Source organism: Kitasatospora sp. NPDC052896 (assembly GCF_044547075.1).
Taxonomy (GTDB): domain Bacteria; phylum Actinomycetota; class Actinomycetes; order Streptomycetales; family Streptomycetaceae; genus Kitasatospora.
Genome location: NZ_JBITZU010000016.1, coordinates 1 through 21,435 on the forward strand (window position 1 = coordinate 1; position 21,435 = coordinate 21,435).

At 71.1% G+C, this 21,435-nt stretch carries 15 protein-coding genes and 1 tRNA gene; 10 read left to right on the top strand and 6 right to left on the bottom strand.

From position 1 onward, the window contains the following. Positions 1 to 22 precede the first annotated feature (22 nt). A complete protein-coding gene (locus tag ACIGXM_RS26125; protein ID WP_396564885.1) occupies positions 23 to 352 on the bottom strand; it encodes a transposase in 330 nt (109 codons plus the stop codon). Positions 353 to 584: 232 nt separating this feature from the next. Here ACIGXM_RS26125 and ACIGXM_RS26130 point away from each other — a divergent pair, with 232 nt between their 5' ends. The 3 genes from ACIGXM_RS26130 to ACIGXM_RS26140 all read left to right on the top strand — a co-directional run bounded on the left by ACIGXM_RS26130 (position 585) and on the right by ACIGXM_RS26140 (position 5,434). Next, a complete protein-coding gene (locus tag ACIGXM_RS26130; protein WP_396564887.1) occupies positions 585 to 2,294 on the top strand; it encodes a serine/threonine-protein kinase in 1,710 nt (569 codons plus the stop codon). 62 nt (positions 2,295 to 2,356) lie between these two features. Beyond that, positions 2,357 to 3,934 carry an IS1182 family transposase gene (locus ACIGXM_RS26135; protein ID WP_396564889.1) on the top strand — a complete coding sequence of 526 codons (1,578 nt, stop codon included), beginning with the start codon at positions 2,357 to 2,359 and terminating at the stop codon, positions 3,932 to 3,934. Positions 3,935 to 4,336: 402 nt separating this feature from the next. Next, positions 4,337 to 5,434 carry an integrase core domain-containing protein gene (locus ACIGXM_RS26140; protein WP_396564891.1) on the top strand — a complete coding sequence of 366 codons (1,098 nt, stop codon included), beginning with the start codon at positions 4,337 to 4,339 and terminating at the stop codon, positions 5,432 to 5,434. Between the two features lie 103 nt (positions 5,435 to 5,537). Here ACIGXM_RS26140 and ACIGXM_RS26145 read toward each other — a convergent pair whose 3' ends face one another. Continuing rightward, a complete protein-coding gene (locus tag ACIGXM_RS26145) occupies positions 5,538 to 7,964 on the bottom strand; it encodes a helix-turn-helix domain-containing protein (protein ID WP_396564893.1) in 2,427 nt (808 codons plus the stop codon). 907 nt (positions 7,965 to 8,871) lie between these two features. Here ACIGXM_RS26145 and ACIGXM_RS26150 point away from each other — a divergent pair. The 3 genes from ACIGXM_RS26150 to ACIGXM_RS26160 all read left to right on the top strand — a co-directional run bounded on the left by ACIGXM_RS26150 (position 8,872) and on the right by ACIGXM_RS26160 (position 13,068). Next, positions 8,872 to 9,429 (top strand): hypothetical protein, encoded by a 558-nt coding sequence (locus ACIGXM_RS26150; protein WP_396564894.1) that lies wholly within the window; start codon positions 8,872 to 8,874, stop codon positions 9,427 to 9,429. A 33-nt stretch (positions 9,430 to 9,462) separates the two neighbouring features. Then, positions 9,463 to 10,992, top strand: coding sequence for a hypothetical protein (locus tag ACIGXM_RS26155; protein ID WP_396564896.1), 1,530 nt, complete (start codon positions 9,463 to 9,465; stop codon positions 10,990 to 10,992). A 102-nt stretch (positions 10,993 to 11,094) separates the two neighbouring features. After that, on the top strand, positions 11,095 to 13,068 hold the full coding sequence (locus ACIGXM_RS26160; RefSeq protein WP_396564898.1) for a SpoIID/LytB domain-containing protein: 1,974 nt from the start codon (positions 11,095 to 11,097) through the stop codon (positions 13,066 to 13,068). A gap of 569 nt (positions 13,069 to 13,637) precedes the next feature. Here ACIGXM_RS26160 and ACIGXM_RS26165 read toward each other — a convergent pair. Further along, positions 13,638 to 13,722 (bottom strand) — tRNA-Leu (locus ACIGXM_RS26165). 250 nt (positions 13,723 to 13,972) lie between these two features. Between ACIGXM_RS26165 and ACIGXM_RS26170 the strand changes: the two genes are divergently transcribed. The 3 genes from ACIGXM_RS26170 (at position 13,973) to ACIGXM_RS26180 (ending at position 17,079) form a co-directional block, all read left to right on the top strand. Further along, positions 13,973 to 15,304 carry a M20/M25/M40 family metallo-hydrolase gene (locus tag ACIGXM_RS26170; RefSeq protein WP_396564899.1) on the top strand — a complete coding sequence of 444 codons (1,332 nt, stop codon included), beginning with the start codon at positions 13,973 to 13,975 and terminating at the stop codon, positions 15,302 to 15,304. A 314-nt stretch (positions 15,305 to 15,618) separates the two neighbouring features. Beyond that, positions 15,619 to 15,855, top strand: coding sequence for a chaplin (locus ACIGXM_RS26175; protein ID WP_396564901.1), 237 nt, complete (start codon positions 15,619 to 15,621; stop codon positions 15,853 to 15,855). A 369-nt stretch (positions 15,856 to 16,224) separates the two neighbouring features. Continuing rightward, complete coding sequence (locus tag ACIGXM_RS26180; RefSeq protein ID WP_396564903.1) at positions 16,225 to 17,079, top strand: chaplin; 855 nt, start codon at positions 16,225 to 16,227, stop codon at positions 17,077 to 17,079. An 84-nt stretch (positions 17,080 to 17,163) separates the two neighbouring features. Here ACIGXM_RS26180 and ACIGXM_RS26185 read toward each other — a convergent pair whose 3' ends face one another. Beyond that, the gene (locus ACIGXM_RS26185; RefSeq protein ID WP_396565136.1) at positions 17,164 to 17,358 is read right to left on the bottom strand and encodes a DUF5703 family protein; all 195 of its coding nucleotides are present in this window, start codon (positions 17,356 to 17,358) and stop codon (positions 17,164 to 17,166) included. Between the two features lie 345 nt (positions 17,359 to 17,703). On the opposite strand from ACIGXM_RS26185, the gene ACIGXM_RS26190 reads away from it, so the two are divergent. Beyond that, complete coding sequence (locus ACIGXM_RS26190) at positions 17,704 to 18,339, top strand: hypothetical protein (protein ID WP_396564905.1); 636 nt, start codon at positions 17,704 to 17,706, stop codon at positions 18,337 to 18,339. 105 nt (positions 18,340 to 18,444) lie between these two features. Here ACIGXM_RS26190 and ACIGXM_RS26195 read toward each other — a convergent pair whose 3' ends face one another. Together ACIGXM_RS26195 and ACIGXM_RS26200 are read right to left on the bottom strand one after the other, a co-directional pair. Further along, a complete protein-coding gene (locus tag ACIGXM_RS26195; protein WP_396564907.1) occupies positions 18,445 to 20,391 on the bottom strand; it encodes a helix-hairpin-helix domain-containing protein in 1,947 nt (648 codons plus the stop codon). Next, entirely contained in the window at positions 20,388 to 21,368 is a 981-nt protein-coding gene (locus ACIGXM_RS26200) for an aldo/keto reductase (protein WP_396564909.1), read from the bottom strand. Before ACIGXM_RS26200 ends, ACIGXM_RS26195 begins: the two co-directional genes overlap by 4 nt. Positions 21,369 to 21,435 lie beyond the last annotated feature (67 nt).

Sequence of the window (21,435 nt, forward strand, 5' to 3'; positions counted from 1 at the left end):
ACGCGGGCCTACTCGGTGACCATCACAGGATCATTCGGGAAGGTACGCCCTTCGTGTTCCTCCCGGAACCGATCCACAAGTCCTGAGCATTGCTCTCGTCGCGCCACTCGTAGAAGTAGTACTTCACCGCGCTGGCGGGCGGCAGGTCGTGGGGAGGGGGGTAGTCCCACTGGCAGCCGGTGCGGGACTGGTAGGGCAGGGCGTTGACGATCTCCCGTATGTCGTAGTTGCCCTGGTGGCCACTGACCGAAGAGTGCCGGGCCTTGCAGGCGGTGATCAAGGGCTTGATCAGGGCCCAGCGCTCGTCGGATAAGTCGCTCTTGTAGGACTGGCGGTCGCTCACGGGGGACACTCCAGGACTGCCGGGCCTCACGGGCAGCAGGGATGCCCCGATCCCACACGTTCCAGTGACGACATATCAGGTGTCACGTCACGTACCGCCCTCTGATGGCCGTCTACGGTTCGGCCGATCCGCTGCCGGACGCCGCCGCCCCATCGCACTGCCGCCCGGAGCTGTCGCCGTAGCCGATAGCATCGGCGTCGAAAGTCGATCTTCAAACGGAGCATTAGCACAGGGGGATCTCATGACTGCCGGTCAGAGCACGTCCGGGATACCGCCGCTGCGGCCCGACGATCCGCGCGAGGTGGCGGGATACCAGCTGCTGCGCCGGATCGGCGAGGGCGGGATGGGAGCGGTCTACCTCTCCCGCACCCGCGGTGGACAGCCGGTCGCCCTCAAGGTGATCCGCGCGGAGTTCGCACAGGACGAGGATTTCCGGCGCCGCTTCCAGCAGGAGGTGCAGTCCGCCCGGCTGGTGCAGGGCTACCACGTGGTGCCCGTGGTCGACCACGACACCACCGGCACCATGCCCTGGCTCGCCTGCCGCTACGTGCCCGGCCTCGCACTGGACGAGGCACTCACCCGGTTCGGCCAGCTGTCACCGACGGCCGTGCTGCAACTGCTCGGATGTGTCGCCGAGGCACTGCGCGCCGTGCACGCGGCCGGTGTGATCCACCGTGACCTGAAGCCCAGCAATATCCTGCTGGGCACGGACGGCCCGTGGGTGATCGACTTCGGCATCGCCCGCGCCACTGACGCCACCCAGCTCACCGTGAGCGGCGGGCTGATCGGCACCCCTCAGTACATGTCCCCCGAGCACGCCCTCGGTGAGACGCTCACCCCGGCCACCGACGTCTTCGCGCTCGGCCTGATCACCGCCGTCGCGGCCACCGGGCGCCACCCGTACGGCGACAGCGGCGCGATCACCCTCGCCACCCGGATCGCCAACACCGAGTCGCGGCCGCCGGACCTCTCCGGCTATCCGGCCGAGCTCCGGCCAGTGCTGGAGCGCTGCCTAGCCGCCGACCCCGCGTCCAGGGCCACCCCCGCCGAGCTGGCTGAGCTGTGCGAGGGGGCAGCGGGCCGTTCGCTCCGCGACTTCGACGACTGGCTGCCGACAGCGCTAGCCGCAGAGATCGCCCAACGCGAGGCCGCCGTCCAACAGGCCCTGGCGACTGGGCCCACCCCGACTCCGGAGTACACCCCGACCGTGAACGCGGCGCGTCCCGGCTACACGCCGACGGTGAACGCGTCATTGCCCAGCCACGCGCCGACCGCTACCGCAAACCACCCCGGCTACGCGCCGATGCCGCTAACCGCACCAGGTGGCTGGGTCCCGCCGGGCAACGTCCAGCCCGCCAACCGCCGACGGCTGCCGTTGCTCATCGGCGCGGCCGTCGCCTTGGCCGTGGTCTGCGGCCTGGTGTACGCCTCGACCGACCACGGCCAGACCCCGAACACCTCCGCCGGCCAGCATCCGAGCACCGGCCAGACCCCGGCGAGTGGCAGCTCAGCGTCGGCCGGCAGCGGAGGCGCCGGTCAGGCAGGCCCCTCGCCGTCCACCTCCTCGGTGGTGGCGAAGATCAGGTCCGGCCCCGCCGACTTCACCGTCGAGGCCAACGGCTACATGGACCTCGACGCGAGCACACCGATCGCCACCGCACAGCAGGGCGACATCACGGTGATGGACACCACGGGAGCACCCAACCTGTTCGTCTCCGACTCGCGCCTGGCCATAGCAAAGCTCCCCGCCTCCGGTCCGGACCCGACCCCCGACCAGTGCGCCGACCTGATCAACAGGGACGGCAGCTACAACACCGACCCGCTCTCCAGCGGGGACCGCTTCTGCTACAAGACCCGCGAGGGCCGGATGGCCTATCTCGTGATCAAGTCCGTCCCGGCTGGCCTCGGCCCGCTGCGACTCACCATCACCGTCTGGGAGCTGCCGAGCTAGAAGTTCAGTGAAAATCAGGGGTTCTGGCCGTGCGTCACTCGGTGTGGGGCCAGACTGCTGGTGTGCAGGGAAAGTGGGATGGGGAACTGGTCGGGCTGGATGTGTGGGAGACCTGCCGGGAGCTGATCCCGGTGGGGAGTGTGTTTGCGTTCCTGGCCGAGCACCGGGAGACGCTGTTCCCGGGGTCGATGTTCGCGGACATGTACCCGTCGGCGAACGGGCGGCCGAGCATGCCGCCGCAGGTCCTGGCCGCCACGATCGTGCTGCAGAGCCTGCACGGGCTGTCGGACTACGACACGGTCCAGGAACTGCGCTGCGATCTGCGGTGGAAGGCCGCCTGCGGGCTCGGCCTCAACGACACCGCGTTCGACCCGTCGCTGCTGACCTACTTCCGCCGACGCCTGCAACGCTCCGGAGATCCAAACCGGCTGTTCACCAAGGTCAAGGAGGTCGTCGCGGCCACCGGCGTCCTCAAGGGCAAGCAGCGCCGAGCCCTGGACTCCACCGTGCTGGACGACGCGGTCGCCACCCAGGACACCGTCACCCAGCTCATCGCCGCGATCCGCCGGGTGATCCGGGACGTCCCCGGCGGGGAAAAGACCGCCGCCCAGTGGTGCACCGCGCACGACTACACCGACCCGGGCAAGCCCCGCATCGCCTGGAGTGACGAGCAGGCCCGCGCCGACCTGGTCGACGCCCTGGTCACCGACGCGCTCAACCTGCTCGGTCGCCTGCCCGAACGACAGCTGGACGAGAAGGCCGCCGACGCGGTCGGGCTGCTGGCCCTGGTCGCCGGCCAGGACGTCGAGGTCGCCGACGGCTCCGACGGGCGTGACGGACGCTGGCGCATCGCCCGCGGCACCGTCCACGACCGGGTGGTCTCCACCGTCGATGCCGAGGCCCGCCACATCCACAAAAACCGAACCCGCCACCAGGACGGCTTCCGCGCCCATGGCGCCTTCGAACCCGAGACCAGTCTGTCCACCGAGGTCGAACTCACCCGGGGCAGCGGCCGGGAGAACCACGAGGCCGCCGTCGCCGAGGTTCTCCTCGCCGACGAGACCGAGGACCTGACCGTCCTCGGTGACACCGCCTACGGCACCGGCGACCTGCGCGAAGCCCTCGAAACCGACGGCCACACCCTCGTGATCAAGCCCGCGCCACTCAAGCCCGCCGTCCCTGGCGGCTTCACCGCCGACGACTTCCACGTCGACACCACCAAAGGCGAGGTGACCTGCCCCGCCGGCCACACCAAAGCCCTCGGCCGACCCGACCCGACAGGTGCTCGCACCGCCCAGTTCAAGAAGCTCTGCCACACCTGCCCCCTGCGCGAGCAGTGCACCCGCTCCAAGACCGGCCGTGCCTTCCACGTCCACGCCCACTACGACCGATTGAAAGCCGCCCGCCAGCAGGCCACCGACCCGAACTGGCAAGCCGAGTACCGGCGTTGGCGCCCACCCGTCGAACGCGCCATGGCCTGGCTCGTCGCCAGAGGCAACCGCAGAGTCCCCTACCGAGGCATCCTGAAGAACAACACCTGGCTCCACAACCGCGCCGCAGCCCTCAACCTCCGCCGCCTCATCAACCTCGGCCTCACCCACACCGGCCACACCTGGACCCTCGCTCCCACTCCCGCATAACAGTGGAGGGGCATTCCCGCGCGAAATACCCCTCCACCAACAAGATCTTCAGGAGCCTTCTAGGCCACGAGGCCGGGCGATTCCAGCGCTGAGCTGGTGAACGGCGGGAGCAATCCCCGTGCCCCCCGGGGGCACGGCACGACGGCCGCCGCCCGGTCGCCCTCCAGGTCGGCCCCACGCCCGCGGGGCCGACGCATTGCCCAGACGTGACCGATCACCGACCGAATTCGGTCGGTGATCTCAGTCGCCGGGCGGCGCTCAGGCAGCCGTGCCACGACGCTCGGGCAGGCCGGCCACCCGGCCGGGGAAATTTCCCCGGTGGCCCTGCAGCCCTGCGCCTGCCGAGAACGTCATCCATGCAGTTCAAGGACTTGCCTGGTGGTTGCGGCAGGATGATCACTTGTGTTGCTTCGCTTGGCATACCTGACTGTCACCAACGCGTTCGCTGTCCTGCGGCTGCTGTCGATGAGCGACCGGGACAAGGATGTGGAGATCCTCGTCCTGCGCCATCAGCTCACCGTCCTTGAGCGGCAGCTTGGTGCGGACAGGGTGAGGTTCGCTCCAGAGGACCGCGCCTTGCTCGCCACGCTCCTTGCCCCGCTAACGCGCGAGGTCCTGCGCCGCCTGGGACTGTTGGTCCAACCGGACACGGTGCTGCGTTGGCACCGCGACCTGATGAAGCAGCGCCACGCCCGCACCTGCCGGCCAAAACGACCGGGGCGACCGCCTACTGTCCGCTCGATCCGTGTACTGGTCCTGCGCCTGGTGCGGGAGAACCCGTCGTGGGGCTACAGGCGCGTGCACGGCGAACTCGCCACCCTCGGCATCAAGATCGCCGCCTCCACCATCTGGGAGATCCTCAAAGCCGAAGGGATCGACCCCACGCCCAACCGCAGCGCCACCACCTGGGCCGACTTCCTACGCTCCCAGGCTGACGCCCTCCTGGCGTGCGACTTCATCGAGACGGTCACCTTGACCGGTCAGCGGCAGTTCATCCTCGCGGTCATCGAGCACGCCACCCGCCGCGTCCGCGTCCTGGGCGCAACTGCGCATCCCACCGCCCACTGGGTCGGCCAGGTCGCCCGGAACCTGGTCATGGACCTCGAGGACACCGGAGCCACCGTCAACTACCTGATCCGAGACTGGGACACGAAGTTCCCAACGCTCTTCGACCAGATCCTGGGTGACGCCGGCATCCAGGTCGTTCTCTCCGGCATCCGCATGCCGCGGATGAACTCCATCATGGAGCGCTGGGTGCAGACCTGCCGCCATGAACTCCTGGACCGGACCCTGATCTGGAACGAACGCCACCTGCGCCACGTGCTGCGCGAGTTCGAGCGCCATCACAACGCGCACCGGCCACACCAGGCCATGAATCAAGCGGCGCCCCTGCGTGCGGTTTCCGAGCCGATCACCGATCCCGGACGAATCGCCCGCCTGGACATACGCCGACACGACCGGCTCAGCGGAGTGATCCACGAGCACCGGCATGCCGTCTGACCTGGTCGGATGACGTATTCGGCAGCCGCAGAGTCCTTGGCCTTGGCCGACTACGGCGACAAGGCGCTGGCCGGGAGGCGGATCACCCCGCGCTGGCTGGGGATCAAGTGATCGCCCCCGCCGCATACGTGTCTCCATCGTGCTCCGGTTCGTGAGGGGTGGGGCTGAGGTGAGTTTGGAGCCGCGCGTGGCGGAACTGGTAGACGGCTCCGACCTGGCGTAGCACTCCGCGGTGGTAGGCGTCGTCGAGGAAGGCGATCGTCGCCCAGGGAAGCCGTCCGGTCAGGGGCAGCCAGATACGGGTGAAGAGCACCCACTGACCCCAGGCGGTCAGCGCGAGGGCGTAGCAGACGGCGCCGGCGAGGCCGCCGCCGGCACCGATTACCAGCCCGGGGAGCAGGTGCCAGCTGAGTGGGCCCAGATAGCCCCGGCAGACGTCCGCGATCAGTCGGCCGCCGAAGGTGATCGCGAGGGTGAGCAGCGGCATGACGAGCAGGGCCTGGCGCAGCACGGTGCTGCGGTTGATGGCCAGCAGGTCGGCCGGGGTGGGGGCGGAGCCGGGATCGAGGGGTGTCTCCAGGGCGGCCATCAGCCCGAGCACCAGCCCTCCCGCTACCCCGAAGAGGAGCGCGAACAGGAGCGTGTCGACCAGCATCCTGTCGATCGCCGCCGCGTTGACGGGCAGCTTCCCGTAGAGCAGTGCCTGCCTCACCAGGCGGGCCGGCCCGTAGCCGGCCCCTACCACGAAGCCGCCCAAGAGTCCGGCGGAGAACGAGGTGGGGACTCTGCGCAGGGACGCGCCGCCGGTCCGTCGGCCACCGCCCGGCAGTCGCGGCCGCATACGGGACGGCTCGAACGCCTTGCCGCTGAACATGACCATGATCCCGTAGATCAGCCCGTAGGCGAGGCCGATCATCGGGCCGGACAGGACCGCGTCCAGCAGACCGGCACGCAGCACGAGCACCGCGCTGTGACCGACGATCAGTTCCACCGTCGAGGTGACGAGCCCGCCGGACACGGCCGCGGCCAGGGAGCAGGCCAGCACAACGGCGAGGATGCGCGAGAACAGGCTCAGCGAGCCGGACAGCTGCCACCACGCCAGGTCCTGGCGGTCGCGCTGCTCAGGCCGGTCGAGGTGACCGGCGAGGTAGCCCAGGTAGCGCCGGGCGCGTTCCGGGTCCCACGCGCGGGGTGGGCGCGGGCGGGCGGCGGTGGGCGGGGTCGGGGGCCGCCGGCGGTAGACGGTCGGTACGAAGCCGGCCAGCAAGTGCTCCTCGAGGGCTTCCGGGGTCGGGAAGCGAGCGGTGTCCAGCAGGTCTGCCGGGTCCTGGCCCGGGGTGTCGCTGTAGACGGTCCGGGCGAGCAGGACCATCAGCGGGGTGCTCAGCACGGTGGCGAGGTTGGCGCTGGACGGGCTGTCCGGTCGGCCGCGCAGCCCGTCCAGGACGGGATCCCACACAGTCGCGACTCGTCCGGTCCGCTCGCCCGGCGCGGTCGGGCGCGCGGTGCGCGGCAGGTAGTGGAGCAGGTCGTCCGTGGTCAGGTCGACCAGTTCGATGCCGGCGGCCTTCCTGAGCACGTCGATCGCGGCGGCGTCGGCGAACTGCTCGGTGCGGCTGGTCAGCAGCAATGGCAGGGATATCGAATTGAGTTCGCGCAGGGCGGGCCTGTGCAGCCCCTTGGCGATCTCGTCGAAGCCGTCGAGCACCGGCAGGATCCAGCCGGCATCGACCAACGCTGCCGCCAGGGTCAGGCGACCGGGAGCGTGCGCGGCGAGGTTCGGGTGGTCGCGCAGCAGCCGCTCGATCAGCCAGTCGCGCAACGCGGTGCCGGTTGGGTCCCACGATCCGATGCTGAAGACGACCGGCACGGGATCGCCGCTGGAGCGGCTGCCCAGGTAGTCGAGGACGAACCGCAGCATCAGGACGGTCTTGCCGGAACCGGCCCGGCCGAGCACCACCAGCCGCCCCGACCGGACGCGCCGGTAGACGGCTGTGACCTGGGCCAGGCCGCCGTCCAGGGGCACCGGGCCCACGTTGGTGCCCGGAGGAGCACCGCTGATGTTGTCCCAGTGGTCCAACAGACCGGCAGGCGCCGACCGCCACCGCACGGGCAGCGGGAACGGGTCGTGGATCCGGCGCTGCTCCTCCTCGCGTATCCAGCGGCTGTGCACGTCGCGTGCCAACGACTCGGCGACCTCGGCCAGGACGCCTCGGGGTGGCAGCACGCCGAGCTTGGCCGGGTCGGCGACCGGCCCGGTCAGCGGGTCGCGCGCCTCGGAGACGTCTCCGACGGGGGCGGAGCCGGAGACTTCAGCGGCGGCGTCCTTGTCGCGGTGTGCGGCCAGCAGGTCCTGCCAGACGTCGTCACGCTCACGCCCCAGGGCGTCGGCCAGCGCGTGGGCGACCTGCTTCACCGTTCCCATCCGGGCGTCAGTGGGCTTGCCCGTCTCAAGCCTTTGGACGGTCCGCACCCCCAGCCCGGCCCGGTCGGCCAACTGCTCCTGCGTCAGCCCCGCCTCGAGTCGCAACCCACGAAGCAGGGGACCGAACTGGCTGCTCACTTTGACGTACTCGCTCCCATCAGGCATCCGCCATTTGCGGCGGTGATCACTGTACTGGGGGCCCGGTCACCGTCTTGAGCTGCCCGTCATATATGGCCGGTCCATGGCGTGGTCAGCTGACCGGCCAAAACGTCAACGTGATCACCAGCATCCGTAACCGACAGCACCCAGTGCGACGCTGACGAGGCGACGGCCGGGTCGCGGACGCCGAAGGCCGAACATCCGCCGGCTCGCCTCCGACCAGGGGGACCCACCGCCGCACTGTCCAGGAGTCAGATCGCCATGCCTGCAATCACGTTCTCCGTACCGCGCATATATGCGTACGTCCAGGCAGGTCTGAGTGCGTCAGAGGTTCGCCCCTTCTTGCGGTAGTGCAACCGGACATCCCGGGTCGCCCCGCGGCACCGCGCCGGGCAGGTCGTTGACGATGAATTGGACGGACATGGAATATCGAATGCCGACACGACGGCGTGGCAGCGGAGCCACGCGGCGGGCTGATTCGAGGCGGACCGGTCGCAGCGCAGGCAAGCGATCGGCCCCGCTCGCTCTCGTGCTGGCGTGCGCCGCGCTCGGGCTTGCCGGTTGCGGGACTGCGCCGGCCCACGGGCCTCGGGCACGGACTCCGCTCGCCGCGAGCTCGATCGCGGTATCGGCACGGCCGAACGGAGGCGCGTCGCCGGTACCCGCGCCCGCCACATCAGATGCGATGTCAGCTTCCTCCACACTCCCGGCATCCGCGCCCGCGCAATCCTCCGCCCCCACGGCAGCCGCGACACGGAACGCTGCCGAGGCACCGGCGGAACCGACTGCGGGAAGTTCTGGCGCTGCATCGAGCAACGCCGCTGCGGCGCCAGTCCTCAACACGACGACCGCGGTGACGGTTCGTTCCGGCCTCGCCGCGGACACCGCCGAGTCGTGGACCGCGCAGACCGCAGGGCCGGTGCGCGAGGTCACCGGGCACGACATCGCCCTCGACGAGTGCGCGAGCGTGCACGGTGCCGCGACCTGGCAGCAGCAGCCGTATCTGAGCAGTGGCGGCAACCCCGCTCTGCTGGAGATCTACACCTTCGCCACGTCGGCCGCGGCCGACGCCGCGTACCAGCAGATCGACTCCGGCATGAGCTCGTGCGAGGCCACTTCCAGGGCTTTGCAGAGCTCGAAGCACCTCACCGCTGACGCCGTGTCACAGCAGACCGTGGCCGCCCCGGACGCGGTGGCGTTCGAACGCACCTGGACCGGGGCCGAGGGCATCTCGGCCGCCGGCAAGCAGACCAACCACCTCTACCTCGCCGCGCACGGCACGTGCGTGCTGGTCCTGCACTTCGACGAACTGGCCAGCGGATCCTCGGCCGCCCCGTACGACGTGCACCAGGACCCGAACGTGCTGTCGCTGCTCACGAACCTGCTGGCCAGCCAGGCCGGCCCGCGCTGACCCGTCGAGAACACCAACCACCGGAAGAGAACCATGTCATCCATACGCACGCAGAAGCGTGGCGCCGCCACGCTCGCAGCCGCAACGCTTCTCGCCACGATGGCCGCGCTGGCACCGGCCGACGCCGCCCTCGCCGCGACCGTGCCGCTCGGCACCCCCAGCTCGACCGGAAGCCTCGGTCCGGCCGCGCCGGGCGCCGCGATCACCCAGCAGCAGATGATCGCCAGGGCGCACGACTGGATCACCAACAACGTCCCGTACAGCCAGAGCGTCGCCTGGCAGGACAGCGCCGTCGGCGGCCCCTACCGCGCGGACTGCTCCGGCTTCGTCTCCATGGCCTGGGGCCTGCAGGACAGCCTGGTCACCCAGACCCTGCCGAACGTCTCGACCGTCACGACCGGGAACATCAGCGGTGACACGAACCTGCAGCCGGGTGACGCGCTGGACTACACGGCCGACCACGTCGTGCTGTTCGACTCGTGGGTCAACCAGTCGGCGGGGACCTTCAACTACGACGCCGAGCACGACTACGGCCAGGTCGCCAACGAGACCCAGGGCAACATCTACTCGAGCACGCTGGAGGGTTACTCGATCTCGGACTTCGAGGCCCTGCGCTACAACAACATCGCCCCGTCCCGGACCTCGACGCTGTCGATCGATGCTGTTGGTGATCACGTGGCGTTCGTGGATACCAACGGCAACGTGGCCAATGACTGGTCTGCCGGTGGCAGCTGGCAGGGTCCGGCGGGGATCGGTGGTCAGGCGCGTTCCGACTCGTCGGTGGTGCTGGATGCGAACGCCGATCGTGCGTTCTTCATCGACGCCAACGGCAATGTGGTGAACGACTGGGTGACCAACGGCAGCTGGCAGGGCCCGTGGGGGATTGGTGGGCAGGCGCGTCCCGGTTCGCCGGTCGCCACCAATGCCGCCGGCACCCTGGTCGCCTTCGTGGACACCAGCGGCAACGTCGTCGACGACTGGTACGCCAGTGGCAGCTGGCACGGGCCGGCCGCAGTGGGTGGTCAGGCTCGCAGTGACTCGCCGCTCGCCTTCGACAGCAACGGTGACCGCCTCTTCTTCATCGACACCAACGGCAACGTCGCCAACGACTGGACCAGCAACGGGACCTGGAGCGGCCCGGCCGGAATCGGTGGTCAGGCGCGTGCGGGCTCGGCGCTCGCCACCGACTCCGCCGGGAACCTCGTGGCCTTCGCCGACGCCAACGGCAACGTGGTGAACGACTGGGTGACCAACGGCAGCTGGAACGGTCCCTGGGGGATCGGTGGCCAGGCCCGCGCTGACTCGCCGCTCGCCTTCGACAGCAACGGTGACCGCCTCTTCTTCATCGACACCAACGGCAACGTCGCCAACGACTGGAGCAGCAACGGGACCTGGAGCGGGCCGGCCGGAATCGGTGGTCAGGCGCGTGCGGGCTCGGCGCTCGCCACCGACTCCGCCGGGAACCTCGTGGCCTTCGCCGACGCCAACGGCAACGTGGTGAACGACTGGGTGACCAACGGCAGCTGGAACGGCCCCTGGGGCATCGGCGGCACCAGCCGCTGACCACACCACACCCAGCACACACCAGCATCGCCAGCACATCGCCGCGCCGGCCGACCCAACGGCCGGCGCGGCCCCATGAGTCAGGAGTTGGAATTGTCAGTCATGCGTGGTTTGCGCCTGATGGCCGTCGGAGTCTCGGCGATGGCGACCATCTGCGGAGCGGCGGTGGCTCCGGCCGCAGCGGTGCCGGTGCCGCAGGACCAGCCGGCAACGTCGATCGCCCTGTCGGGGAAGGCGACGGACGCCCGCGCGGAGCGAGTGTCCGGCGGGGTGATCAGCGCTCCCGCCTCGGCACCGGCCGTGCCGGGAGCGCGCATCGAGGTCGACGGCACCCTCGTAGGCTGGACCGACCGGGCGGGCGGATTCGCGTTCGACTATCCGGATCCGACCGGAAAGGCCGTGACGATCACGATGACGGCTCCGGGCTTCGGCACCTACCAGCTGACCGGAGTGACCCCGGCGCACACCGGTGACTCGCTGACCGTGCAGCTGACGGGCAAAGCGCAATCGGTCGGTGACCAGGCCGAACCTGTGCAGACCCCGCGCAACCGGGCCATGGCGGCCGCCCCGGCGGCGACCGGCAGCGGCTGCGGCGGCTACTCGTCCAACTCGACCCCGCCCTCGAGCATCCAGGTCCTGGAGTACTCGCAGCACACCAGCACCGGGGCGCCGGTGGCAGGCACCCAGACGGGCGTGTTCACCGTCCCGTTCCAGACCTACGTCGACGACGTGCTGCCCAACGAGTGGGTCCCCTCCTGGCAGCCCGCCGCGCTGGACGCGGGCGCGATGGCGGCGAAGACCTACGCCTGGTACTGGGTCGACAACTGGGGCAACGGGTCCTACAACGGCACCTGTTACAACGTCGACGACTCGACCAGCTACCAGCGCTACATCCCCGGACAGGACAACTCCGCCACCGACGCCGCTGTGGCTGCGACCTGGAACTCGGTGATGACGAAGGGCGGCTCGATCTTCGAGGCCTCGTTCCAGGCGACGCTCACCGGAAGCTCGTCCGAGGCCTGCGGCTCCGGTCTGTCCAACTACCCGAACACGCTCAGCCAGTGGGGCTCACAGAATTGCGCTGTCGCGGGTGAATCCTGGCAGTCGATCCTGAACACCTACTACCCCGGCATATCGATCGGCGGATCAACTCTCAGCACGCTGTCGATGGATGCTGTTGGTGATCACGTGGCGTTCGTGGACACCAACGGCAACGTGGCCAATGACTGGTCTGTCGGTGGCAGCTGGCAGGGTCCGGCGGGGATCGGTGGTCAGGCGCGTTCCGACTCGTCGGTGGTGCTGGATGCGAACGCCGATCGTGCGTTCTTCATCGACACCAACGGCAATGTGGTGAACGACTGGGTGACCAACGGTGCCTGGCAGGGCCCGTGGGGGATTGGTGGGCAGGCGCGTCCCGGTTCGCCGGTCGCCACCAATGCCGCCGGCACCCTGGTCGCCTTCGTGGACACCAGCGGCAACGTCGTCGACGACTGGTACGCCAGTGGCAGCTGGCACGGGCCGGCCGCAGTGGGTGGTCAGGCTCGCAGTGACTCGCCGCTCGCCTTCGACAGCAACGGTGACCGCCTCTTCTTCATCGACACCAACGGCAACGTCGCCAACGACTGGACCAGCAACGGGACCTGGCAGGGTCCGTGGGGGATTGGTGGTCAGGCGCGTGCGGGCTCGGCGCTCACCACCAATGCCGCAGGCTCCCTCGTGGCCTTCGCCGACGCCAACGGCAACGTGGTGAACGACTGGGTGACCAACGGCAGCTGGAACGGTCCCTGGGGGATCGGTGGCCAGGCCCGCGCCGACTCGCCGCTCGCTTTCGATGCCAACGGTGACCGCCTCTTCTTCATCGACGCCAACGGCAACATGGCCAACGACTGGAGCAGCAACGGCAGCTGGCAGGGCCCGGCGGGGATTGGTGGCCAGGCCCGCGTCGGCTCGGCCATCGCGACCGACTCCGTGGGCTCCCTCGTGGCCTTTATCGACGCCAACGGCAACGTGGTGAACGACTGGGTGACCAACGGCGCCTGGCAAGGCCCCTGGGGGATCGGCGGCACCAGCCGCTGACCACACCACACCCAGCACACACCAGCATCGCCACCACATCGCCGCGCCGGCCGACCCAACGGCCGGCGCGGCCCCATGAGCGAGCACCGTGCCGGCAGGCAGCACAGGTGAGCTGAGGGCCGCCGCACCGATCAGCGCTCCCGGATCGGATTCGCGCCGGCAGAATCCACCGTAGCCGGGTGTGGATGGCAGGGCCTGGGTCACTACGGTTCCGGCGAGAACGCCGTCCCGCAGCTGCCCCCGGCTCACGCAGGCAGGCCGGCTGGACTTCTCCCGCTCCATCTCCGGAGTCCTGCCGCTGGAGCAGGCAGCCGAAGCAGTGCAGCGCCGGCGCGACAAGACGGGGCGACCCCATCCTGCTGATCCTGTGCCTCTGGCCCGCGTCGGCATCAGCAGGATGTCGAGCTTGACCGGCCGAGCCGGCGCGGCGGGTGGTGCGGGTCGAGGGTCGTCCGCACGAGGCCCAGTACAGGCCGATCAGAGATCGTGCAGGCACAGCTGTGAGTCGACACTCACGCGAAAAGCAAGATGACCCGACCAGCATGCTGATCAGGTCATCCGATGATATGTGTCCGAGGGGGGACTTGAACCCCCACGCCCGATAAAGGGCACTAGCACCTCAAGCTAGCGCGTCTGCCATTCCGCCACCCGGACAAGGTGTTGTCGTCTTCGTTGCGTTACCGCCGCGTTGACATGGATAACTGTAGCAAAGATCGGGTGTGGGGCCCAAAAGCGAGGGGGCGGGGGGTGCTGGGGCGGGGGACGGGCGGGTTGCGGGGGGTTTTGCCCTTGGGGTGGGGCGGTGGCTGGGGGAGGATGGCTGGACCGTGCCCGCAGCGCCCTGGGGAGTCGGGGGGCGGTCCGGACCGAGTGGCCGGAGCGGGTCAGACGACGAGGAGTGACCGTGAGCGAGTCGAGCGTGTCCAAGGCGGAGCGGGTGACCGGTGAGTCGGAGGTCGCCGAGATCTGCCGGGACCTGATCCGGATCGACACCAGCAACTACGGCGACAACTCGGGCCCCGGCGAGCGGGCGGCGGCGGAGTACGTGGCCGAGCAGCTGGCGGAGTTCGGGCTGGAGCCGAAGATCATCGAGTCCGCCAGGGGGCGGGCCTCGACGGTGGTGCGGATCGAGGGCGAGGACCGGTCGCGGCCCGGGCTGCTGATCCACGGCCACACCGACGTGGTGCCGGCCAACGCGGACGACTGGACGCACCACCCGTTCTCCGGGGAGATCGCGGACGGCTGCGTCTGGGGTCGCGGCGCCGTGGACATGAAGGACATGGACGCGATGACCCTCGCGGTGGTGCGCGACCGGCTGCGCACCGGGCGCAGGCCTCCGCGCGACCTGGTGCTGGCGTTCCTCGCGGACGAGGAGGCGGGCGGCACGTACGGCGCGCGGTTCCTGGTGGACAAGCACCCGGATCTGTTCGAGGGCGTGACCGAGGCGATCGGCGAGGTCGGTGGTTTCTCGTTCACGGTCAACGACGACGTGCGGCTCTACCTGGTCGAGACGGCCGAGAAGGGCATGCACTGGATGCGGCTGACGGTCGAGGGCCGGGCCGGGCACGGGTCGATGGAGAACGACGACAACGCCATCACCGAGCTCTGCGAGGCGGTCGCCCGGCTCGGTCGGCACACCTTCCCGCTGCGGATCACCAAGACCGTCCGGGCCTTCCTGGACGAGCTGTCGGACGCGCTGGGGGTGCGGCTCGACCCGGAGGACATGGACGAGACGCTGCGGGTGCTCGGCGGCATCGCCAAGATGATCGGCACCACGCTGCGCAACACCGCCCAGCCGACCATGCTCGGTGCCGGCTACAAGGTGAACGTCATCCCGGGGCAGGCCACGGCCCACGTGGACGGGCGCTTCCTGCCGGGCTACGAGGACGAGTTCCTCGCCGAGCTGGACCGGGTGCTGGGTCCGCGGGTGAAGCGGGAGAGCCTGCACTCCGACCGGGCGCTGGAGACCAGCTTTGACGGCGCGCTGGTCGAGGCGATGCAGAGCGCGCTGCGGGCCGAGGACCCGATCGCCCGGGCCGTGCCGTACTGCCTCTCCGGTGGGACGGACGCGAAGTCCTTCCACGACCTCGGCATCCGCTGCTTCGGGTTCGCGCCGCTGCAGCTGCCGCCGGACCTGGACTTCGCCGGCATGTTCCACGGGGTGGACGAGCGGGTGCCGGTCGAGGGGTTGAAGTTCGGGGTCCGGGTGCTCGACCGGTTCATCGACGCCTGCTGAGACGGGGCGGAAGGTAGACGAGAGCCGGGTGGCGGCCCGCTCCGGGAGGTTGCCGGGGCGGGCCGTTCGGCGTTCCCAGGAAGGGGAGCCCGGGCGGCGGAGATTGTCCGAGGGAATGATTTAGGACCTGGCGGTAGGCGACCGCGGAAACGTTGTTTCTGGAGATTTCATCTCGATCAGCTGATCGATGGATCACCGTTGCGGGTGAACGGTGCAAGGGTTCCGTACCCCATTCGGCAGAGCCTCGTTCACTCTGATGGCGGCCCGCGACAACGGGCCGCGCAGATGAGCAGGCAGACGATCAGGAGGAAATCATGAAGGTCAAGAAGATCGCCGCGGTTGCCGCAGTCGCCGGTGGCCTGATGCTCGCGGGCGCCGGTGTGGCCTCGGCCGACGCAGGTGCCGAAGGTGCCGCGCTGAACTCGCCCGGCGTGGCGTCCGGCAACCAGATCCAGGTTCCGGTCCACGTCCCGGTGAACGTCTGCGGCAACACCATCAGCGTGATCGGCCTGCTGAACCCGGCCTTCGGCAACCACTGCTACAACAACTGACGGCCGACGGGGGCTCTCTGACGGCGGTCTCCGGGAGTTGAGCCCGTCGGGCCCGGCTGACCCGACGGGATGGGTGGTGCACGGAGGGGGTGTCCCGGTCGGGGCGCCCCCTTCGGCACGGTCCCGGCGGACCGGCGTAGCAACCGCGGTGGCCGCGCGGAGCGTGAAATGCGGAATCGAACGTCAAGTTATTCCGCAAACCTACTCGATCGGGTGAGATGCCGCGGGGCGGGCCAACTTTTGGCGTGGTAGCTCGTTCTCCATGGGGCGGGAATATCTCTCGTCGGAAATTCCGACCATCACATGTCAGGGGTACCTATGCGACAGGTTGCCAGAAAAGGGATCCTCACGGCGGTAGCCACCGGGAGCGTGCTGGCCTCCACCGCTGGTTATGCGTACGCGAGCGCTGATGCGGACGGCGTGGCGGCCGGTTCACCGGGGGTCGCTTCGGGCAACACCGTGCAGGTGCCGGTCAATGCTCCGATCAACCTCTGCGGCAACACGGTCGATGTGGTCGGGGTGCTCAACCCCGCCTACGGCAACCACTGCGGCAACGCGAGCACCGCCCACGTCACGCAGGGCGGCCAGCTCACCCCCGGAGTGCCCGGCGCCCCGACCGGCCCAGGGGTCCCGGGCGGCTCCGGTGCGCCCACGGGCCAGGCGCCGACCGGCCACCTCCCGAGCGTCGGCGGTGGCGTGCCCGGCGTCCCCGGTACCACCGGGAGCAACGCTCCGGGGGGTACCGGTTCGTCCGGCACGCCGGTGAGCCACCTGCCCAGCAGCACGGGCAGCACCGCGACCGGTGTCAGCCAGGGTTCGCCGGGTCTGCTCTCCGGCAACACCGTGCAGACCCCGGTCGACACCCCGGTCAACGTCTGCGGCAACACGGCCAACGTGGTCGGCGTCGGCAACCCGGCGATGGGCAACGGCTGCGCCAACCACGAGACGCAGGTCACTCCGCCCGTGCCGGTCACGCCGCCGCAGCAGCCGCCGGTCGCGCCGCCGGTGGTGGCCCCGCCCACCGCGGTCCAGCCGGTCAGCACCCCGATCGCCCCGATGGCGGGCGCCGCGCCCGTCGCGCAGCCGGTCGCGGTGGCGCAGGCGGCCGGCCCCAACCGGCTGGCCTTCACCGGCGCTGACGGGCTCGGCGTCATCGCGCCGGCCGGTCTGGCCCTGCTGGTCGCCGGCGGCGTGCTGTACCGCCGCTCGCGGACCGCGGCCTGACCGGCCCGGCCCGACCGCGGAGATCCGCGGACCGCGACGACCGGTGGCCGGCTCAGCGAGCCGTCACCGGCCGTCGCGGTCCGTTCACCAGCTGCGCACCTGCCGGATGATCCGGCGGCGCAGCAGGACGGTTCGGCTGCCGTCCGGAAAGAGCCGCAGCCTGTCCAGCTCCCAGTGCCCGTACTCGGCGTGCTCGGTGAGCAGCTGCCGTGCCGCGTTGCGCGTCGTCCCGCGCGGCATCCGCAGCGACCGGTACTCGTACTCGGGCTGCCGGACCAGCTTCGGTGGGGTCAAGATGCGCCTCCTCAGCGACGTCTAGCGGGTAAGCCTACGACCCTGGCCTCGACGGCGGCGCCGGTTCGGACCACCCGGCCCGATGGTCCGCCGCCGTCCTCCGGGAGAAGTCCTCTGATGCCCGGTCAACTCCCCGGCCCGGCCGCGCTCGGAGGCGTTCTACCCGGCGCCCGGCGCCGGAATGCGGGCCGCCGTGGGCCGAAGGAGTGAGTATTCGGGCGGGCACAGAAGCGTACGCTTCGGACATCGCGGGTCAAGTTGCCGGGAATTCGGGTGCTCAGAGCGGAACCCCGGTGCAGCCCGGGCCCTGGTGCGGATAGCGTCTGACCCATGTCTGATGCCGCGCAGCTCACCAGCACCGAGGTACGCGATGCCGCCGAGGCGGTCAAGGCCGCCATCGACCGCCATCTGGAAGCGGTGTCCAGCACCACCACAGCGGACGACCCCGCTGTCTTCGCCGCCTACGAGGAGTTGGCTGCGGCGGCCATCGCCTACGACCAGTTGCTCTACGAGGTCTACGACGAGGTCACCCCGTTCGAGGTCCCCGGCGACGGCGGCCCGGGCAGCTACCGGGGGCCGGAGCAGCCGGAGGCGATCAGCGTCCTGATCCGCCGCGACTACCGGATCGCCGATCCGCGCCGGCTGCGCGCCCAGGCCGAGCACCTGGACAGCTCGCTCACCCCCGGCGCCGGTGGCGCCGGGGCGGTGAACGCCGCGGTGGGCGTCCTGTTCGGCGAGTACGAGCCGGACGAGATCGCCGCCCGCGCCGAGGAGTTCGGGCTGGAGGAGGGCGACGGGACGCTCTGGGTCACGGCGGCCGAGCCGACCGAGCCGGGGGAGTGGCTGGCCGAGCCCTTCGACAGCCCGGACCCGCAGCTGCTGCTCTGCCGCTTCGACGTCAGCGAGGTCTACGACGACGAGGAGCCGGAGGAGGACGACGAGCCGGGCGAACCCGCCGACGGGTGACCTGCCGCTCCCGCGGATCGGGGCCCGAGGGGCGCACACGTCTAAATCACGTGCGACCCTCGGGCCTCGCCGCACCCCGCCCGGGTGGCCCGGTACGCCTGCCGCTCAGTAGGCCTGCTCGGCGTGCTCGGCCAGGATCGCCCGCAGCCGGGTGGTGCGCGGCCGGGCCGGCCGCTCGGCGACCGCCTGCGCCAGCGCGGGCCCGGCCGCGTGCACCACGGACAGGTGACGCTCGGCGCGCCCGAACGCGGTGTAGACCCACTGCCGGGTCAGCCCGGCCGCGGCGTCCTCCGGCAGCACCACCACGGCGCCCGGCCAGCGCCGGCCGACCGCCTGGTGCACGGTGAGCGCCCAGCCGTGTCGCAGCTGGGCAGCCTGCGCCGGCGTCACGGTCAGCTCGGCACCGCCGGCGAGCGCCAGCCGCAGCCCGGCCGCGTCACCGCTGAGCACCGTGCCCGGCCGGCTCACCCCGGGCACCGGCGAGTACACCACCCGGTCGCCCGGGTCGAATCCGCCGAACCGGCCCGGCCCGGGGTTCAGCCGGGCCTTCGCCGCGGCGTTGAGCGCCCGGGTGCCCGCGCCGCCGCCGTGCCCGGGGGTCAGCAGCACCACGTCCTCGGCGGGGATGCCCAGCGCGCGGGGGATGGAGTCGGTGAGCAGCTGGACGGCCCGGTGGACCGCCTCCCCGGCGTCCCGCGCGGTGAGGATGACCACCTCTTTCTCCGGCGCCTCGACGGTGGAGAGCTCGCCGATGCCGATGCCGGAGACCAGCTCGCCGATCGGGCCGAGGTCGGGGGTGCGGGAGGCGACCACCGGGCACGGCTTGGCGGCCAGCAGGTCGGCGAAGAGCCGGCCCGGACCGGCCGACCAGAGCTGGCCCGGATCGCCGCTCAGCACCAGCCGGGTGCCGTCGGCCAGCGACTCGACCAGGGTGGCGGCCAGCTCCAGGTCCAGCAGCGGGGCGTCCTGGACGATCAGCAGGTCGACGGCGAGTGTGCCGTCCTCGGCGCGCCCAGGGCCACCGTCCAGGCCGGCCAGCAGCTCGGCGAGGGTGGTCGAGCGGCCGGTCGGGGTGGGCGGCAGGGCACTGAGGGCGTCCCGGCCGTACTCCGTCCAGGCGGTGGCCCAGGCCCGCAGGCCGAGCCCGTCGGCGGCGCCGAGCAGCGCGGCGAGCTCGCTGCGGGAGGCCGCGTCGCCGGTGTGCAGGACCAGCGGGTGCGCGGCCACCGACCGGATCAGCGCGGCGGCCGAGGGGGAGGTCGCGGCCTCCGCCGCGACCTCCCAGGCTTCTTCCTCGGCCGGCTCGAGGGTGGACATGATCCGGACCAGCCCGTCCGCCGCGCTGTCCTCGGCCAGCGCCAAGCGTTCCAGCGCGAGCAGCATCCGCACCGGCGGTTCGGCGTCCTCGCCCCCGGCCGGGGCCTCGGCACCGGTGAGCTCCTCCTGGAACGGCATCACCCGGCCGTCCAGCACGGCCTCCTGCAGAGCCTGAGCCGGGTCCGGCAGGCCGAGCTTCTCCAGCTCGGCCCGCAGCTCGGCCGCCTCCAGCGCGGAGTGGCCGCGCTGCGCCGCCTGCTCCAGCAGCCAGCCGGCCAGGGCCTGGCCGCGTCGCGGGTCGTCGGGGCCGGCGGCGGGGCCGAGCAGCCCGCGCGCGAAGCCGTCGGCCTGCTCGGGGCGCACGCCGGGCAGCGCCAGCAGCGCCCACGGGTCGGCGCGCAGGGCCTCCGCCGCCCGCTCACCGAAGGCCGTCACGGCCGCCGCCGCCAGGCCCGGCACGGCCGCCGCGGGCGCGCCGCCGGCCGCCAAGACCTCGCCGGTGGCCCGGACCGCCTCGGCCCGGTCGGCCTCCGGAGCGGCACTCGGCTGCTCCGGAGCGGCCCCAGCGGCCCCAGCGGCCTCGGCGCCACGCCCGACGTTGCGGATCGCCTCCGCCAACGCGGCCACCTCGGCACTCCGGTCGCCCGCGCCGGACGCGGCCGGTACCTCCGCGTCGTCCGCCACGGAGGTCGCGGAGACCGCGTCGTCGGGGGTGGGGTGCTGCGTCTGGCTCACAGTTCGTTCCAGTCCTGATCGGGGTAGCGGCGGACCGGCGCCGAGATGTCGTCGAGCGCGCCGCGGATCTCATCCGGAAGCGTAAGCGCCTCCACCGACAGCGCCGCCTGCAGCTGCGCCGCCGTCCGCGCCCCGACGATCGCGCTGGCCACCCCGGGCCGGTCCCGGACCCAGGACAGCGCCACCGCCAGCGTGCTGCTGGCCAGCCCGTCCGCCGCGGTGGCGACGGCGTCCACGATCCGCCGCGAGCGCTCCGTCAGGTACGGCTGCACGTAGGGCGCGAGGTACGGCGAGGCACCCCGGGAGTCCTGCGGGATGCCGTGCCGGTACTTGCCGGTCAGCACCCCGCGGCCGAGCGGCGAGGAGGCGAGCAGGCCGACCCCGGCGTCCAGCGCGGCCGGCAGCACCTCCCGCTCGACGCCGCGCTGCAGCAGTGAGTACTCCAACTGCGCGCCGGCCAGCGGCACCCGGCCGGGCGCGCAGTGCTGCCAGGTGGCGGCCTTGGCGAGCTGCCAGCCGCTGAAGTCGACCACGCCGACGTACCGGGCCCGGCCCGAACCCACCGCCTGGTCCAGCGCGGCGAGGGTCTCCTCGGTCGGGGTGGCCGGGTCGAAGGCGTGCACCTGCCAGAGGTCCACGTAGTCCGTCCCGAGCCGGCGCAGCGAGGCGTCCAGGGCGCTCAGCAGGTGGCCGCGCGAGGCGTCGAAGCGGCGGTCGGAGTCGGGCACGCTGCCGGCCTTGGTGGCGATCACCAGCTCCGAGCGCGGGATCAGGCTCTCCGTCAGGCGCGAGATCAGGTACTCGGCGCCGCCGTCGCCGTAGACGTCGGCGGTGTCCACCAGGGTCCCGCCGGCCTCCGCGAACTCCTTGAGCTGTTCGGCGGCCTCCTGCTCGTCGGTGTCCCGGCCCCAGGTCATGGTGCCGAGGCCGAGCCGGGAGACCCGCAGACCGGTCCGGCCGAGATGACGCTTCTCCATGTCGGGACCCCTCGGTCAGTGCGCCGGCGCCGGGGCCGCCGACGTCCGGCCACCACGGCCCGTCCCT

What these genes read in the sequence shown, in the direction of transcription:
- ACIGXM_RS26130 (WP_396564887.1), top strand. Translation starts at nt 585, where the DNA reads ATGACTGCCGGTCAGAGCACGTCCGGGATACCGCCGCTGCGGCCCGAC.
- ACIGXM_RS26155 (WP_396564896.1), top strand. Translation starts at nt 9,463, where the DNA reads ATGTCATCCATACGCACGCAGAAGCGTGGCGCCGCCACGCTCGCAGCC.
- ACIGXM_RS26160 (WP_396564898.1), top strand. Translation starts at nt 11,095, where the DNA reads ATGCGTGGTTTGCGCCTGATGGCCGTCGGAGTCTCGGCGATGGCGACC.
- ACIGXM_RS26175 (WP_396564901.1), top strand. Translation starts at nt 15,619, where the DNA reads ATGAAGGTCAAGAAGATCGCCGCGGTTGCCGCAGTCGCCGGTGGCCTG.
- ACIGXM_RS26190 (WP_396564905.1), top strand. Translation starts at nt 17,704, where the DNA reads ATGTCTGATGCCGCGCAGCTCACCAGCACCGAGGTACGCGATGCCGCC.
- ACIGXM_RS26200 (WP_396564909.1), bottom strand. Translation starts at nt 21,368, where the DNA reads ATGGAGAAGCGTCATCTCGGCCGGACCGGTCTGCGGGTCTCCCGGCTC.